Genomic DNA, 16,150 nt, shown 5'->3' with positions numbered 1-16,150 from the left:
CCTTTATTGAATTAAGTAGAAAAGTGGGAATAAGAAAATCCAAATTAGATCTACTAAGTGCCAGTATAAACCTGAGTTCTCCAGCTTCACATAATTATCAGGAGTAACTTTATCTCTTGCAATGAATACGATCATGAAAGAGATTACAACCATTCCGACCAAAACATGAAGACCATGCAAGCCGGTCATCACATAATATAAACCGAAGAAAAGAATTTGCCCATTGGGTTTAGTTAATAGTTCAGGCGATCCGGGATAAATTCCATGTGATATTTTGGCTGTCCACTCAAAATATTTGATTACCATGAACATCAGAGCAAATAATAAAGTTGCAGAAAGAAGAATCAGCGAAAGAAATTTATTCCCTTTCTGTAGAGCTGCGATCGAAAGTGCAACTGTCAAACTGCTTGTTATAAGAATAATTGTATTCAGCGTACCCAAAGTTGTATTCAGTTCCTTCGCAGCAAGATGAAATTGATCAGGATATTGATAACGGTAAACAGCGTAAACTAAAAACATTCCACCGAATAAAAGTACTTCGGTAAAAAGGAAAAGCCACATTCCCATTCTTGCACCAGCATCATCACGATGAACTTGATGAACAGCAGCTTCTTGATGATCACTCATTCTTCATCTCCTTAAGCTGGCTGAAATCGTATGGTTCATGCGTAACGGTTGGAATAGTTTCAAAATTTTCTAACGGCGGCGGAGATGGAATGTGCCACTCCAATGTAACACCACCCCAAGGATTTGATGTAGCTTTCTTTCCTTTTCTTAATGCATGAATTAAGTATCCAAAAATGAAAAATATCGTTCCAACTAAAATCCATGAACCTATTGTAGAAATTCTCTGATAAGGTGTGAACTGCGGTAGATAATCGTAATATCTTCTCGGCATTCCCATATAACCCATAATAAATTTTGGGAAGTAGAGCATGTTAAATCCAATAAAGTATAATACAACTGCAATGCGTGCAAATTTCATATTATACATTCTACCGAACATTTTTGGAAACCAATAATGAAGTGCGGCAAAAAAGATTGTACCAGTTCCTCCAAACATAACATAATGGAAATGCGCCACTACAAAATAAGTATCGGTAAGATGGATATCGGTTGCAAGCGAACCTAGAACGAGTCCGGTTAATCCGCCGATTGAAAAAAGAAAAATAAAATTCATGACCCATAAGAATGGCGGTTGAGGATCAATAGAACCTTTATACATTGTAGCTACCCAATTAAATATTTTAACTCCGCTGGGCAGCGCAACAATGAATGTGAGTAAAGAAAAAATCCATCGTGCCGTATCGCTCATTCCGCTGCTGAACATATGATGCGCCCAAACAAGGTATCCGATAAACGCAATTGCTAACGATGAATACGCAATTTGTTTATATCCAAAAATCGTTCTTCTAGAAAATGTAGGAATAATTTCCGAGACCACACCCATTGCCGGTAAGATCATTATGTACACAGCCGGATGTGAATAGATCCAGAACATGTGCTGGAATAAAATCGGATCGCCGCCAAGAGCAGGATCAAATATCCCCACACCAAATGCCCGTTCGATTATCACTAGCAAAATTGTAATTGCAATAACCGGTGTAGCAATAATTTGGATCCAAGCAGTAGCATAAGTTGCCCAAACAAACAACGGCATTTTAAAAAATCCCATTCCGGGAGCGCGTAATCTATGAACTGTTGTTATAAAATTTATTCCGGTTAGAATGGAAGAGAACCCAAGTACAAATGCCGCAAATAATGCCATCGAAACATTTGTCGAGCTCCTAATACTATATGGAATGTAAAATGTCCACCCTGTATCAATCGGTCCGCCCGGAAGAAAAAGTGAAACAAGAACCAATGTTGCACCGATCATATAAATATACCACGAAAGCAAATTCAATCTTGGGAATGCAACATCAGCCGCACCGATTTGAATCGGTAAAAAGAAATTTCCGAAAATAGCCGGAAGACCCGGAATGATAAACAAGAAAATCATTATCACTCCGTGCAGAGTGAATAATGTATTGTAAGTCTGTGCACCCATAATCGTGCGGCCCGGTGCTATCAATTCCAGCCGCATCAGTAACCCGATGATCATTCCAACGACAAAGAATGTCATAATCGCCATCATGTACATCAGGCCAATTCTCTTGTGGTCTTTTGTCAACAACCAGGAAAGAATTCCGGTATGTTTGTTTGTACTCTGCTGATAAAAATTTTTCACGGCTATTTCATTAGCCATTTATTTTAGCTCCTTGATTCTATTTTTTTTCTTCATTAATAAAACACTCAAAAATATTCCGATACCAATAAGCATAACAGCTCCGATGATTCGCGTAATATTAAGTGTGTATTGTCTTCCATTGGGGTCATAACTGAAGCAAAATTGCAAAACTTTAGAAATTGTCGGAGATGTTTTTCCGCTTTCAGCTTCGAGTAATGCCATCTTAACATCAAACGGATTAAAATTAGTTCCGAATAGATAGCGGGAAATCTTTCCTTGAGGTGAGATAGCTACTAAAGTTGCAGCATGGACAAATTGTTTATCAGCCGGTTTAAAATAAAATCCGCAAGCTTCGGTAAGTTTATGAACATTCAAACTATCACCGGTTAAGAAAAGCCAACTGCTTGGGTCAAATTTTCTTTTGATCGTTAATAAATAATTTCTTTTCCATTTCGCTGCAACCGCCGGAGTCTCTTTATGATCGAAACTAATACTTACTACTTGAAAATCTTTCCCGGGTTCAAGTTGGAGTTTATCAATTGTCCATGCTAATTCATTCTGCATAGGATTGCATATACCGGGACATTCATAATAGACCAAAGCAATTAAAGTTGGTTTACTGATAATGTCTTTAAGAGTTACAGTCTTACCTTCCGAAGTCTGGAAATTTAAATCCATAGGTAAAGTATTGCCAAGCTTTTCGTCAATTCCAACTTCAATTTTCTTTTGCGCAAACAAAGGAAAAGAAATCAGAAGAAATAATATCAGATATAATTTTGTGTTTTTCATTTATTGTCTTACATCGTTGAAGATTTCAGATAATCATAAAGCATTTTCCATACATCTTTAGATAACTGAACAACTGTCGGGTTAAAACCGGCATTAATCGGATCTGCTATTACAATAAAAACATAATTATCAAGACTTTGATTAGCGCCTAAACGTGAGAAGGAAGTAAAAACTTTTTTTAGATTGACTGAATAATTCTTCAAAACATTGGCTCCGGCATTTCCTTGTGCATCATTCACATGTTTTTGAAATTTTAAAAACTGCATATTCAGTGTAGAATTTTCTTCTTCAAGTTTTGTCTCAGCAAGACTAACCGGAATAGTGCTGGTTACTGTTGCACTCTGCGAAACCTGGTAGTTCATATCAAGATTAATCAGTTGATCGTCTGTAACCGGAGGAAATTGTGCAAAAGTTCTTATGTAAGAAATAATTTCGAAGCGATCTATCTTTGGCAAATATTCATAGGCAGCCATTCCGTTTTTCGGAATTCCCTCTTGAAGTGTTTTATACATCTGATCTACATCTCTTCCATTTGTCCAGCCATCTACAGCATTAAAATTTCTTGGTTTTGGATTTAACATAGTACCGGCAGTTCCATCGCCTAATCCCTTTTCACCATGACAAGACATACATGTTGCTTCATATAATTTTTTACCGTTTGCTATAAAATCCGGAGCGGGATTCTTCACAAGATCCAAATCCACAGCAGGCATCACACCGCCTTTCTTTATGGGAATTTCTTTTTTGATGCCGGTTGTATCTGCTATCCCAACAACTTGTTCATTAAAAGAAATCTGGTTAAGATTATTAACAAAATAAATTCCGAATAAAAGAATGATTACAAAGAACAACACGAAAACCCAGCCGAATAATCGTATTGGATTTTTCAATAATTCTCTAAACTTCAATTCATCTTCTGGTTTTTTATTTAAGCTCATAGATATATTCTGTTATAATCTGAAATCAATTCCGCGTTTTAGTTTTGGGTCGCCAATCGGCACTAAATTATTTCTCTTTGCTTGATAATAGAAGACAAGAATTATCAAACCGGCTATTAATAAAGGGAACCCTAATTCAATCCAACTGAATGGAATTCCTTCCTTAAAGAAATTTGGCATTACGAGCCAATACAAATCATAATAATGTGCAAACAAAATCCAGCCGGACATAAAAATTAACCGCTTAGGATTCATCTTTGATGGCTGTGAAAGCAAACCGATGTAAGGGACTAAGAAATGAACTATGATTAATCCGACAGAGAAAAATTTCCAATTCCCTTCCCATCTTGCAAGGAACCAGAAAGTTTCTTCGGGAAGATTTGCATACCAAATCAATAAGAACTGGCTGAATGCAATGTATGCCCAAAAATTTGTGAATGCAAATATCAACGCTCCAAGACTATAGTAGTTGTCTGTATGAATTCCTTTAACAAAAAATCCACGTTCATTCAACAAAACAATAAAGATAGCTCCGATTGCCAATGCAGCAAGGATAGTTCCCGAGAAATAGTAAACGCCAAAAATTGTTGAGAACCAATGAGGTTCAATACTCATTAACCAATCTATAGCCGTAAAAGAAATCGTTAACGCAAATAATGGCATAAAGATAGCTGAGAGTTTAATATTCTTCTTTGTCAGATGTTGATCTTTTGTTTGATCTTGCTTACGGGAATTTCTAATCATCAAATAATAGAACAACAACCATAGAAGCCAAAAACCAATTACACGCACTACAAAAAAAGAAACATTTAAATATGGAGCCTTATCAATCAAAGTTTTATCTGTCGGTGCAGGATGAGTCCAATGAAATATTGTGTTCACATTCAATAAGAGCGGGATAAAAAGTAATGGAAGAATCCAAACCGTAGATGATAAAAATTCGCCGACTCTTCTAAACGGAGTACTCCACGCTGCGCCGGATAAAAATTCAACCGCAACAAAGAAGAGAGAACCAACTGCAATACTAATAAGGAATGTTAATCCAATAATATTATTGTATGCGCTTCTTTCGGGATTAATAAGATAACCAAGAACAACAATTAACAATCCTACTAACAGTAAACCAAGACCAATTGTTTGAACTTTTGACGGCAATTCCTTTTTCTGATATTCAACTGAAGAAGAAATCATTGTAGATCGGACTCCTTAGCGTTAAGCGCTCTTTGTAATGCTCTTACATAATTTATTACTGTCCATCTTTCGTCAACTGTTAGCTGAGTTGAATAAGACGGCATAACATTTTGTCCGTCTGTTAAAACTGCAAAAATTCTTCCATCGCTCCATGTTCTAACTTTTTCCGAATGTAAACTTGGAGGATTAGGAAATTGTCCTCGTAATCTGCTGTCCCCTTCTCCTTGATATCCGTGACAAGGACTGCAGTAGATATCATATTTAGTTTGTCCGAGTTGTAATGATTCTTTAGAGATGGGAATAGGATTAACTAATTTTTCTCCGGCAAGATCGGGTTGACCTTGAAAATTGTATGGAAGAAACCCTCGTGCAATTGTTCCATTAACCGGTTGACGCATTCCATAACCATCAGCAAAGACAAGACTTTTTTGCTGAGGATTTTGTTTATGTTGTTCCATCATCCAATTAAAAGGAAGCATGAACATTAATTTATTCAACGAAAAATATGTTACACCGGAAGTAATGACAGCAACTGCTAATAAGAAAGTTAGAAACTTCGGCTCGAAGATTTTATGTTTATGAGTAATTTCCTCTTCGGCCCAATAAACAGCATTTATTTCTCTTGCATGAACACTTTCCAAAAATTTTCTAACTGATGCTTCATCAAATTTTGGATCTTCTGCTTGAATTACGATTCCGTATTTATCATTAGAAACTTTTTTCATGTAATCAGTTGCATGAAGCGGATGAGCATTATTGGGTAGTTTGAAAAAGAAAAACAACATCGCAAGAACAGTTGCAATTGAAGCTGATAGAACCGTTACTTCAAATATTACCGGTATATAAGCCGGGAAGGAAAAGAATGGTTTACCGCCAATCACTAAAGGATAATCAATTGCAGAGACCCACCATAAACTTAGTAAAGCTCCCAATGCTCCAGACATTCCGAAGATCAATGCAACATACCCAAGTTTTGAAGCAGGAAGATTCATCGCCTTATTCATCCCATGCAACGGATAAGGCGTGTTAACATCATACTTAGTGTATCCTTGCTTTACAGCTTCTTCAGCCGCATGTGTTACTTCATCCGGTGTATCAAAAATACTTGTGTAGCTATATAAGATTTTTTCGCTCATAATCAATGATCCTTATGAGAAGGTTGAGCGCCGTCCACAACAGCTTTTACTTCAGCCATAGAAACAACAGGCAAAGCTTTTGTAAATAGCAAAATCCATGTAAAGAAAAATCCAAAACTTCCTATTAAAATCATTCCATCAACTAATGTTGGTTTATAATAAGCCCAGCTTGAAGGTAAGAAATCTCTTGAAAGCGATGTAACGATAATAACAAACCTTTCGAACCACATTCCGATATTTACAAAAATTGCAATTACAAACATTACCGGAATTGTTCTTCTAATTTTTTTGAACCAGAAAAGCTGAGGAGAAACGACATTGCATGTTATCATAATCCAATATGCCCATGCATAAGGTCCAAGTGCTCTATTCAAGAAAACAAATCGTTCTGCTTCTACTCCGCTGTACCAAGAAATAAAAAATTCCATTGCATATGCGTAACCAACCATAGAACCGGTGAGAAGCATTACCTTGTTCATCTTCTCAAGCGTATCAACAGTAATAATATGTTCATAGTTGAAAATTTTTCGAACTATGATCAAAACATTTTGCACCATTGCAAATCCGGAGAATACAGCACCGGCTACAAAGTACGGAGGAAAGATTGTTGTATGCCAACCGGGAATTACAGAAACTGCAAAATCAAAACTTACTATTGTATGAACGGAAAGAACAAGTGGAGTTGCAAATCCGGCAAGTATTAAATAAACCATTTCATAATGATGCCAATGACGATTCGAAAATCTCCAACCTAAACTGAAAGTAGAATAAATCATCTTTTTAATTTTATGATTTGTCCGCTCGCGTAATGTTGCCAGATCGGGAATTAATCCAACGTACCAGAAAATCAACGAGACTGTTAAATAAGTCGCAACAGCAAAAACATCCCACAACAAAGGTGATGTAAAGTTTACCCAAACTGAATGCTGATTTGGATAAGGGAATAAATATCCAGCCAACCAAGGACGACCAACATGTATTAACGGAAATAATCCCGCTGTCATAACAGCAAAGACCGTCATACCTTCCGCGAATCTAGCAATACCCGTACGCCATTTCTGTCTGAACAAAAATAAAATTGCAGAGATCAAAGTTCCTGCATGACCGATACCAACCCAAAAAACAAAGTTTATAATATCAAAAGCCCAACCTACCGGAATATTATTTCCCCACATTCCAATACCGTAATAAAAAGTTAAAGCGAGACCGAGGACTAGTAATCCTGTCATGGAAAGAGTAATTGCAAGCGCGATATAAAATTTCTTATCCGGCTTTGTCTCAAGAGGTTTAGCAATTAGATCATCAAGTTCTCTTAATGCTGGTTTACCTTCTAAGACAGATAATTCCCGTGTGTAATCAACAGTACTCACTAAATTTCCTCCGAATGAGTATTTCGAAGTTTGGCAATGTATGTAACATTCGGTTTAATATATAATTCTTCTAAAACATGATATGACAAATTATGTTCTCTTAATTTTGCTACATCAGAATTTGGATCGTTCGTATCACCAAAAGTAATTGCATTTGTCGGGCAAGCTTGCTGACATGCTGTAACAACATCACTTCCCTTTATAATTTTTCCATCGCGTGTGGCGTTCGAGCGAGCTTCCATAATTCGCTGAACACAGAAAGTGCATTTTTCCATAACTCCGCGAGAACGAACAGTGACTTCTGGATTATGTACAAGGGATGTTAAATCGTTATCATAATAAGCATCAGCAAAGTGATCGCGGTGATTAAAGAAATTATATCGCCGTACTTTATAAGGACAGTTATTTGAACAATAACGCGTACCAACGCAACGATTGTAAACCATCTGGTTCAATCCATCGGGACTGTGATTAGTCGCGTTAACCGGACAAACATTTTCGCAAGGAGCGTTATCGCAATGCTGGCAAAGCATCGGTTGGTTACTTACAATCGGTTCATCAGGGGTTCCGGAATAATAACGGTCAATCCTTATCCATTGCATTTCACGTCCGCGTCCAACTTGATCTTTACCAACAACAGGAATATTGTTCTCAACATTACACGATGTTACACATGCGCTGCAGCTTGTACATTTGTTGAGATCAATTGCCATCGCCCATTTTAAGTCGGTGTATTGATGCTCTCTTGTGATACCAATTAACTTTTCTTCTACTTCATGTAAAAAGTTTGGTTCTTTCTTGTACTTCTCAACTGTTCCTTCTTGAATAATCTTTCTTGTGCGATGAAAATCTTTAACAAAAGTATCATCGAGTGAATGATGTTCTTGAGTTGATACTAATTTATGTGTCTCATTAACTTTTTTGATTATTACATTTTGATAAATGTAAGGTGATAATGAAAATTCTTTTGACATTAACGAAATAGAATTGAATCCGACTTCTTTCCCGACTTCACCGACAACAGTTCTTCCATAACCTAATTCAATATTGATCGTTTTATTGTCCATCCCCGGCTGGACCAAAACCGGCAATTCTAAATTTGTTTTACCAACTCCGATTGAAACTAAATCGTTCATTTCAACATCAAGCTGTTTTGCAAGCTTGGGTGAAATTGCGGCGTAATTATCCCATGTTACTTTTGTAACAGGATGAGGAGTTTCTTGAAGCCAGCCGTTGTTTGCAAATTTACCATCGCCAACAAAATAACTCTCAGTTAGATGAAGAGTAAAGCCATTTCCATTTTCTAATTCTTTAATATTATTAAATGCAGTGAGATTAAATTTATTTTGTTGCGAAGGTTCATTGAGTAAAACAACTCCATCGTGAAGTGCTGAATACCAAAAAGTTTTTGCATCGGCAAATGTGTTTTGTTTAGTATAAACAGTTGCATTAAAATTATTCATCAAGTATTGGTGATATGAATCTTCTTTGTAAGAGTTTGCATCGCCCGAAATCCAAGTGAGCAGCACAGCTTCTTTTTGTCTAGTGTTGAATATTGGCGAGATTACAGGTTGTTGTAAACTATAAACATTACTGCGGGTATTGGCATCTCCCCAACTTTCAAATGCATGATTAATTGGAAGTATGTAATTGCTCGCTGCAGATGTTTCATTTTCTGCTTCTGTTAAAGTTACAACTGTATTAACTTTCTTTAATGCTGAGGTATAACCATAATCTCCAGGCAATGTGAAAACCGGATTAGAATCAAAATGAATTACTGCTCCAACTTTTCCGTCATTCATCGAATCAATTAATTTAGAAATTTCCTCTTTCGTTGATTGATTGATTAAAGATTTTAATAATGATGTATAATCATAAAGAACAGTATTGCCTAAAATTTCATTTAGCAGATTTACCGCAACATGAACTTCTTTAGGCAAAGTATCTCCGGCATAAATAATGCTTTTACCACGGTTGGCGTTTAAATCATTAACGAGATGATCCAATTTATCTTTGCCGATTAACGCTTCAAATTTTGCTAGTGAATACTTTCCAAATTTAGATTTCGCGTTGCTATCAATAGCAATCGAGGAACCACGACCGCTCAGTTCATTGATCAAAGCCATAACAAATTCATATTGAGAGTCGGGAGAAAGTCGGAATCTGTAATCGGAGAGCATGCCGGTAACGCTCATTCTTCCTTCGCCTACATACAAACGGTTGAAATCCGTTTTGCCGTTCGTTTCTCTGCGCTGAGTATATTCTCTCATGTTCTCGATATAACTTCCCTCGTTACCAAGAAAGTCGGCATCGAGAGCAAGAATAACGTTTGCATCTTTCCATTTAATCGCCGGATACTCATCGGTTCCGTAAGAATCCATCCACGCATTTCTTCTCTGCTGATCATTGATCAAAGAATAAGAATAAATTTTTGTGTTCGAATATTTTGCAACAAAATCGTTCAAGACTTTTTTTGTTGTCGGAGAAGTAATCGAACCGGTAACAACTGCGATTTCATTTCCGCTTGATTGAGAACTGTTGAGCGCATTCATTACATCATTGTCAACACTTTTCCAACTAATATCATTTCTATTAAAGCGTGGTGCTTTTAATCTTTCCGGATCATATAAATCTAGAATGCTTGCTTGTCCCTTTGCACAAATCTTTCCTTTATTAATCGGATGATCGGGATTACCGTCGATCTTTATCGGTCTTCCTTCTCGAGTCTTAATTAAAATACCGCAAGCTTGTCCGCAACCATTACAAGTTGATGCATAATAATTTGCAACACCCGGCATTACTTCTTCGGGTCTTTTGTTGTAAGGAATTATTTCACCTTTATCACGGTAATTTGTGCATGCAGTTGCGGTAAGCGCAGCAGAAGCAGAAAGAAGAGCTAAAAATTTTCTCCTTGAAATTCCCGAAAGCTTTGAAGGATCAAATTCTTCAGTTACACCTTCAACAAATTCATCATGCTTAAATTTTAAAACTTCCGGATCGTTGTTATAGTCATTCAGACTTTTCCACAATTGTTTTTTATCTGATGATTTTGAGGAATCGCTCATCTTAGACCTTATCTTTTCTTTTAACTGCAAAAGGATGAATTTTAATTTTAATATTTTTATTTGATGATGTTTTTGCAACTGATGTAAAGAACTTAAACGGTATTACTGATGCAACAACAGCCACAAGTGCACCTTTACCAATTTTTTCAAAAAAACTTTTTCTATTTATCTTGCTTAATGCTATCAAAGTAAATCTCCTAATTATCTATGACATGCGGAACAATATTCCGGACCAAGTTTAACATTCTTCAAATAAGGCAATTTTTCTTCAGGATTTCTATGACAATCTAAACAAGCAGTCATTGTAAATGGTTTAACTTGTTCAACAACATCCATTTCTTTTACATCACCATGGCAGCTTGCACAATCAATTTCTTTATTTACGTGAACGCTGTGATTAAAATATGCGTATTCCGGGACCTTATGGATTCTCTTCCAAGGAATTATGTTCCCATCATTATAATATTTTGTCAGCTTGATTATTTCAGGTTTATCTTTGCGTGATATAGTATGACAGTTCATGCAGATATTTACAGAAGGGATTAAAGCTTGTCTTTCTTTGGTAACTCCTATATGGCAATACTGGCAATCTATCACCATTTGTCCTGCATGCAGTTTATGAGAAAATTTTATTGGTTGTTCAGGTTTGTATCCTACACTATCTCTTTCAGCACGGGAGAAATAAAAAGTTAATACGAAAGATATTGCTACAACAAATAATGTTAACGGGAGGCGAATCTTGAGTGCATAATCCAGTACCGTTCTCTTCATTGAATACCTGTAATAGTATAATTAACAGATCGTTTTATTGGAATCTTTCTTGAGTTATTTAGCTTAGCTTTCGCTAGAAATTATTAAAGAGATAAGATATACAATTAGCTAAAAAATTACTGCCAAAGATAAGAAACGAAATTTAAAATCAAAAATTTTTAACTTCTAAAAAATAATTTTATCTAATTTTTCCTTTCGACAACAAAACTTACTAATGATTCTAATGATAATCGTGACTCGGATATCTGAAACTGTTCTAATTTAGATAAAGCCGTATTAGAATATTCAAGAGCAACTTTTTCAGAGTATTTTATACCTTCATACATCTTAACAAACTTTATTACAACATCTACCTTTGTTTTTCTCTCTTTACTCTTTAGTAAATTAATGATTTTTTTTGATTCTTCTTGAGGTGCGTTTTTTAACGCATATATTAACGGAAGTGTTATTTTCTTTTCCTTGATATCAGCACCGAGCGATTTGCCGAATATATTTTTAGTGCCGATGAAATCTAAAATGTCATCGCGGATTTGAAATGCAATTCCAAGATTTTCACCGAATTCCTTCATTGCATTTATCTTTTTTCCATCATCAGTAGACGCACGCGCTCCTATTTCACAGCATGTTGATAAAAGCGATGCAGTCTTATCGGAAATAATTCTAAAATATGTTTCTTCATCTATGTCTAATTTTCTTGTTTTACTAATCTGCAGCAATTCCCCTTCCGACATTCTCTTAACTGTATTTGTTATTACTCTGAGAAAATCGAAATCGTTTCCATCTACTGCAAGCATTAAACCGCGCGCCAATAAATAATCACCCATTAATACAGCAATTTTATTCTTCCAAACAGCATTGATCGAAGGGAAATTTCTTCTTGTTTCTGCATTATCAACAACATCATCATGAACTAAAGTGGCTGTATGAAGTAATTCTACTAAAGTAGCACCTCGATAACTGCGTTCAGATATACCGCCGCATAAATCACTTGAAAGTAGAACTAAGATAGGCCTAATTTTTTTCCCTTTTTGCTTTAGAATATATCTTGTTACTAATTCTAAGAGGGTAACTTTCGATTTTAAGGATTGCTTGAAGAGCTCACTAAATTTCGAAAGTTCGTCTTCAATCGGGAGTGTAATTTCTGCGAAGGATTTATTTATCAAGATTTCTTTTGGAATATTTTTGAAACAAAAATACTTATTTCATATAACAAAACCAATGGAACAGCAAGAAGCACTTGTGAGACTGGATCTGTTCCTGGAGATAGAAATGCGGCTACTATCATTATAACCACAATAGCATGTCTTCTATATTTTCTCATCAGTTTTGGTGAAAGTAAACCAATCTTAGAAAGGAAAAATGAAAGCATCGGAAGTTCAAATATTAGACCTGCACCAAGTATGATATTAAGAACTATTGAGAGATATTCCTCTATTGAAAAATTATTTTGTATAGCAGCAGAGCCGAATCCTGCAGCAAATTTTAATGTAAGCGGAAGCATGATGTAATAAGCGAAAACTACCCCGCACATAAAACAAAAAGTAGTGAACAATACAATCCATTTTATATATTTTTTTTCTTTAGACTTCAATGCCGGTGCAATAAACTTCCATAATTGATAGACTACATTGGGGAAACTAAAAATCAAACCGAGCATAATAGCCACTTGGAAGTAGAGAAAAAGCTGACCGAAAGGTCGGAGGTTTTGTAATTTAAAATTTGCTGTTCGAGCCGGAAGAAGAAGAATTTTATCAACGAAAAAATCAATAAATATCATCGCTATAATTGTCCCAATAAAAATTCCAATTACAGTATAAATTATTCTCCATCTTAACTCTTCAAGATGATCAAGAAAAGTCATCTCCACTTCTTCTTTCGGATCCTCGCTGTCAATATTATTTTCTTCTTGCTCTGTCATTTTAGTTTTGTTTTAATTGAGGATATAAAGGGAACTTGGAACAGAGTTCTGCAACTTCACTTTTTATTTGAGACAATACTGATTCGTTCTCAACATTTTTTATTGCTTTATCTATGAACGATGCAATATTTTTCATTTCGTTTTCTTGCATACCGCGCGTTGTAACTGCAGGCGTTCCAATTCTAATACCGCTTGTAACAAAAGGACTTTTAGTATCGAACGGAATCATATTTTTATTTACTGTAATTCCGGCAGCTCCGAGTGTATTCTCAACTTTTTTCCCGCTTAATTCTTTATTAGTTAGATCTACTAGCATTAAATGATTATCTGTTCCGCCGGAAACAATATTATAACCTAAAGTTGTCAGTTCGTTTGATAACATCTTTGCATTATTAATTATTTGTTTTGCATAATCTGTAAATGAATCTTCAAGAGCTTCTCCGAATGCAACTGCTTTTGCAAGAATTACATGCATAAGCGGTCCGCCCTGAATTCCGGGCATTACCATACTATCTAAAATTTCCGACATTAATTTTAAGCGGTCTCCTTTTAAGGTTTTTATTCCGAAAGGATTATCTCTGTCTTTTCCCATTAAAATAATTCCGCCTCTTGGACCGCGCAAAGTTTTGTGTGTCGTTGATGTTACAACATCGCAATATGGAAGCGGATTATTCAGCAAACCTTTTGCAATTAATCCTGCCGGATGAGCCATATCCATCATTAATAATGCACCAACTTTATCGGCGATCTCTCTGAACTTTGCATAATCCCAATCACGTGAATATGCACTCGCACCCATAACAATTAATTTTGGTTTTTCTTTCTTTGCAAGATCTTCAACTAAGTTATAATCTAAAAGTTTAGTTCCTTTATTTAAGCTATAACCAACTGAGTGATAAATTTGTCCGGAAAAATTTACGGGTGAACCGTGAGTTAAATGTCCGCCATGATCGAGACTCAATCCAAGAATCGTATCACCGGGTTTCAACAATGTCATGTAGACGGCCATATTAGCTTGAGAACCGCTATGCGGCTGCACGTTAGCATATTCCGCACCGAATAATTTTTTTAAGCGGTTACGGGCAAGGTCTTCAGCCAAATCAACAAATTCGCATCCGCCGTAATATCTTTTACCAGGATAACCTTCTGCATATTTGTTAGTTAGAACTGAACCGGCTGCATTCAAAACCGCCTGGGAAACAAAATTTTCTGACGCAATTAATTCAAGTTGTGTTTCTTGACGATTAAGTTCTAATTGAGAAATTCTAAAAGCTTCTTTGTCGTTTTGTAATTGATTGTACATATCACTTCATTTTTATTTGATAAAATTAATTTGCATTAGTGAATAGAAATTTCTCTTTCAAATATGCTGTTCTGGAAATTCAATTCAAAATAAAGTTTACGAAAAGAAAAGTGATTGAATGATAAGATGTAATTGTTAGTAGGAATGGGAGAATAATTCAAAATTGATATCATAAATAATCAGTAAGTGATAATCTTATCTATCAGGACGGATAAACCAGAGATCGCCAATACTTATTGTTACAGTAAATTTATAGATATTCTCAAGTAATAAATTATTATCGGTAGTTCCTCTTTTTGCATATTGAAAAGCAAGATCAATTGTGTTGTCAAAACTTATCGGAAGTGAAATACCGCCGTAAATTGAATATTGATTTATTCCAGTCTCTTTTATTTTAAATTGAGTCTGTTCAAAACTTAATCCGGTACGATACATGACATGATCCCAAAATGCATTTGATCGTGTATCGGCATTTCTATATTCAAATCCTAAACCCAGCTTATAATAATTTTGCAAATTGATATCTTGTTTACCGTTTGAAGTATACTCGCTGAAGGGCTGGTATAAATAATCGAGTGTGAACGTATAATTGTTCGTATACTTAAAGGTAGTACCGATTCCCAATTTGTAAGGAAGATTATTTTTTATAGAACCTGTTGATGTAGTAATTGTGCCAATAGACGTTGTAGAATTATTTACAGAATCTGCACTTAAAGTAACTGATGGAGTATATACGAATCCAATTCTAAAATCCTTAAACTCGGTAGATCCAAATAATTTTGAAAGATCGCTTGAAATAATTCCTGAAGTAAAACCCATTCCATGATAACTGGTTTCTTTTTCGAAAGTTGCACTCTTAAAAGTTGAAGTAGCATCAAAATTAGCGACGAGATTATGAGTAACTCTGCCAATATAATAATCATAGGAAAGGCCGATTGAGAAATCAAAAGGTAAACGGTATGAAGTACCAATAAACATTTTTGAAATTCCGCCTTCACCTTGATCACTGTAATTATAATTCCCTACTAAAGTATCATTAACATTTGTTTTGATTTCATAACCGACTTGCGAATATGGTACTTGTCCTAATGTAACTGATAAGCCCAAATCATGTTCAACAGGAAATCCTAACATCATTCCGTTAAATCCTGTCTTGCTGTAAAATGCAGATGAGGAAGCGCTTTGTATATTACTTCCGTTATAATTCATACTTAATTCAAAACGTGTTAATCTAAGCGAGTTCCATCCAGCCGGATTCATAGAATTTAAATAGTCAACATCACTTAATGCAATTCCCATTTCACCCATTGCAAATCTGCGTGCAGAGTATGATGTTCTTAAATCACCAATACCAAACCCCGAATAAAGCGAACCTCCTTGCGCCATCAATGGGATTGTAGCAAGAAGTAATAACATTATGATTTTTATTTTTTTCATTT

General features: G+C 35.5%; 14 protein-coding genes. All 14 read right to left on the bottom strand.

Going from position 1 to position 16,150, the window contains the following annotated elements; translation table 11 throughout:
* Window positions 1-3: 3 nt before the first annotated feature.
* The 14 genes from NTZ27_02335 to NTZ27_02270 all read right to left on the bottom strand — a co-directional run bounded on the left by NTZ27_02335 (window position 4) and on the right by NTZ27_02270 (window position 16,148).
* On the bottom strand, window positions 4-627 hold the full coding sequence (locus NTZ27_02335) for a cytochrome c oxidase subunit 3 family protein (protein MCX6173574.1): 624 nt from the start codon (window positions 625-627) through the stop codon (window positions 4-6).
* Entirely contained in the window at window positions 620-2,248 is a 1,629-nt protein-coding gene (locus NTZ27_02330) for a cbb3-type cytochrome c oxidase subunit I (GenBank protein MCX6173573.1), read from the bottom strand. The genes NTZ27_02335 and NTZ27_02330 overlap by 8 nt, the downstream gene beginning before the upstream one ends.
* Window positions 2,249-3,019: an SCO family protein gene (locus NTZ27_02325; protein ID MCX6173572.1), complete on the bottom strand. Its 771-nt coding sequence runs from the start codon at window positions 3,017-3,019 to the stop codon at window positions 2,249-2,251.
* 8 nt (window positions 3,020-3,027) lie between these two features.
* Entirely contained in the window at window positions 3,028-3,957 is a 930-nt protein-coding gene (locus tag NTZ27_02320) for a cytochrome c (GenBank protein MCX6173571.1), read from the bottom strand.
* A gap of 12 nt (window positions 3,958-3,969) precedes the next feature.
* A complete protein-coding gene (locus NTZ27_02315; GenBank protein MCX6173570.1) occupies window positions 3,970-5,148 on the bottom strand; it encodes a quinol:cytochrome C oxidoreductase in 1,179 nt (392 codons plus the stop codon).
* Window positions 5,145-6,284: a DUF3341 domain-containing protein gene (locus NTZ27_02310; protein MCX6173569.1), complete on the bottom strand. Its 1,140-nt coding sequence runs from the start codon at window positions 6,282-6,284 to the stop codon at window positions 5,145-5,147. Before NTZ27_02310 ends, NTZ27_02315 begins: the two co-directional genes overlap by 4 nt.
* Before the next feature lie 2 nt (window positions 6,285-6,286).
* Window positions 6,287-7,654, bottom strand: coding sequence for a polysulfide reductase NrfD (nrfD, locus tag NTZ27_02305; GenBank protein ID MCX6173568.1), 1,368 nt, complete (start codon window positions 7,652-7,654; stop codon window positions 6,287-6,289).
* Window positions 7,654-10,719, bottom strand: a complete 3,066-nt coding sequence (locus tag NTZ27_02300; GenBank protein ID MCX6173567.1) for a TAT-variant-translocated molybdopterin oxidoreductase — start codon at window positions 10,717-10,719, stop codon at window positions 7,654-7,656. Before NTZ27_02300 ends, nrfD begins: the two co-directional genes overlap by 1 nt.
* A gap of 1 nt (window position 10,720) precedes the next feature.
* On the bottom strand, window positions 10,721-10,906 hold the full coding sequence (locus NTZ27_02295; GenBank protein ID MCX6173566.1) for a hypothetical protein: 186 nt from the start codon (window positions 10,904-10,906) through the stop codon (window positions 10,721-10,723).
* Between the two features lie 14 nt (window positions 10,907-10,920).
* Entirely contained in the window at window positions 10,921-11,490 is a 570-nt protein-coding gene (locus tag NTZ27_02290) for a cytochrome c3 family protein (GenBank protein MCX6173565.1), read from the bottom strand.
* A gap of 182 nt (window positions 11,491-11,672) precedes the next feature.
* Window positions 11,673-12,653: a polyprenyl synthetase family protein gene (locus NTZ27_02285; protein MCX6173564.1), complete on the bottom strand. Its 981-nt coding sequence runs from the start codon at window positions 12,651-12,653 to the stop codon at window positions 11,673-11,675.
* Window positions 12,650-13,408, bottom strand: a complete 759-nt coding sequence (tatC, locus tag NTZ27_02280) for a twin-arginine translocase subunit TatC (protein MCX6173563.1) — start codon at window positions 13,406-13,408, stop codon at window positions 12,650-12,652. The genes NTZ27_02285 and tatC overlap by 4 nt, the downstream gene beginning before the upstream one ends.
* Before the next feature lies 1 nt (window position 13,409).
* Window positions 13,410-14,711, bottom strand: coding sequence for a serine hydroxymethyltransferase (locus tag NTZ27_02275; GenBank protein ID MCX6173562.1), 1,302 nt, complete (start codon window positions 14,709-14,711; stop codon window positions 13,410-13,412).
* Window positions 14,712-14,906: 195 nt separating this feature from the next.
* On the bottom strand, window positions 14,907-16,148 hold the full coding sequence (locus NTZ27_02270) for a hypothetical protein (GenBank protein ID MCX6173561.1): 1,242 nt from the start codon (window positions 16,146-16,148) through the stop codon (window positions 14,907-14,909).
* Window positions 16,149-16,150 lie beyond the last annotated feature (2 nt).

It is taken from the genome of Ignavibacteriales bacterium, assembly GCA_026390775.1.
Classification (GTDB): Bacteria; Bacteroidota; Ignavibacteria; order Ignavibacteriales; family Melioribacteraceae; genus Fen-1258.
This window is presented reverse-complemented; position numbering and strand designations above follow the sequence as displayed.

Bases quoted from the DNA above. Each gene is read 5' to 3' on its own strand.
- NTZ27_02315 (MCX6173570.1), bottom strand. From the start codon at position 5,148: ATGATTTCTTCTTCAGTTGAATATCAGAAAAAGGAATTGCCGTCAAAA.
- NTZ27_02310 (MCX6173569.1), bottom strand. From the start codon at position 6,284: ATGAGCGAAAAAATCTTATATAGCTACACAAGTATTTTTGATACACCG.
- NTZ27_02325 (MCX6173572.1), bottom strand. From the start codon at position 3,019: ATGAAAAACACAAAATTATATCTGATATTATTTCTTCTGATTTCTTTT.
- NTZ27_02275 (MCX6173562.1), bottom strand. From the start codon at position 14,711: ATGTACAATCAATTACAAAACGACAAAGAAGCTTTTAGAATTTCTCAA.
- NTZ27_02270 (MCX6173561.1), bottom strand. From the start codon at position 16,148: ATGAAAAAAATAAAAATCATAATGTTATTACTTCTTGCTACAATCCCA.
- NTZ27_02335 (MCX6173574.1), bottom strand. From the start codon at position 627: ATGAGTGATCATCAAGAAGCTGCTGTTCATCAAGTTCATCGTGATGAT.
- NTZ27_02330 (MCX6173573.1), bottom strand. From the start codon at position 2,248: ATGGCTAATGAAATAGCCGTGAAAAATTTTTATCAGCAGAGTACAAAC.
- NTZ27_02300 (MCX6173567.1), bottom strand. From the start codon at position 10,719: ATGAGCGATTCCTCAAAATCATCAGATAAAAAACAATTGTGGAAAAGT.
- NTZ27_02320 (MCX6173571.1), bottom strand. From the start codon at position 3,957: ATGAGCTTAAATAAAAAACCAGAAGATGAATTGAAGTTTAGAGAATTA.
- tatC (MCX6173563.1), bottom strand. From the start codon at position 13,408: ATGACAGAGCAAGAAGAAAATAATATTGACAGCGAGGATCCGAAAGAA.
- NTZ27_02290 (MCX6173565.1), bottom strand. From the start codon at position 11,490: ATGAAGAGAACGGTACTGGATTATGCACTCAAGATTCGCCTCCCGTTA.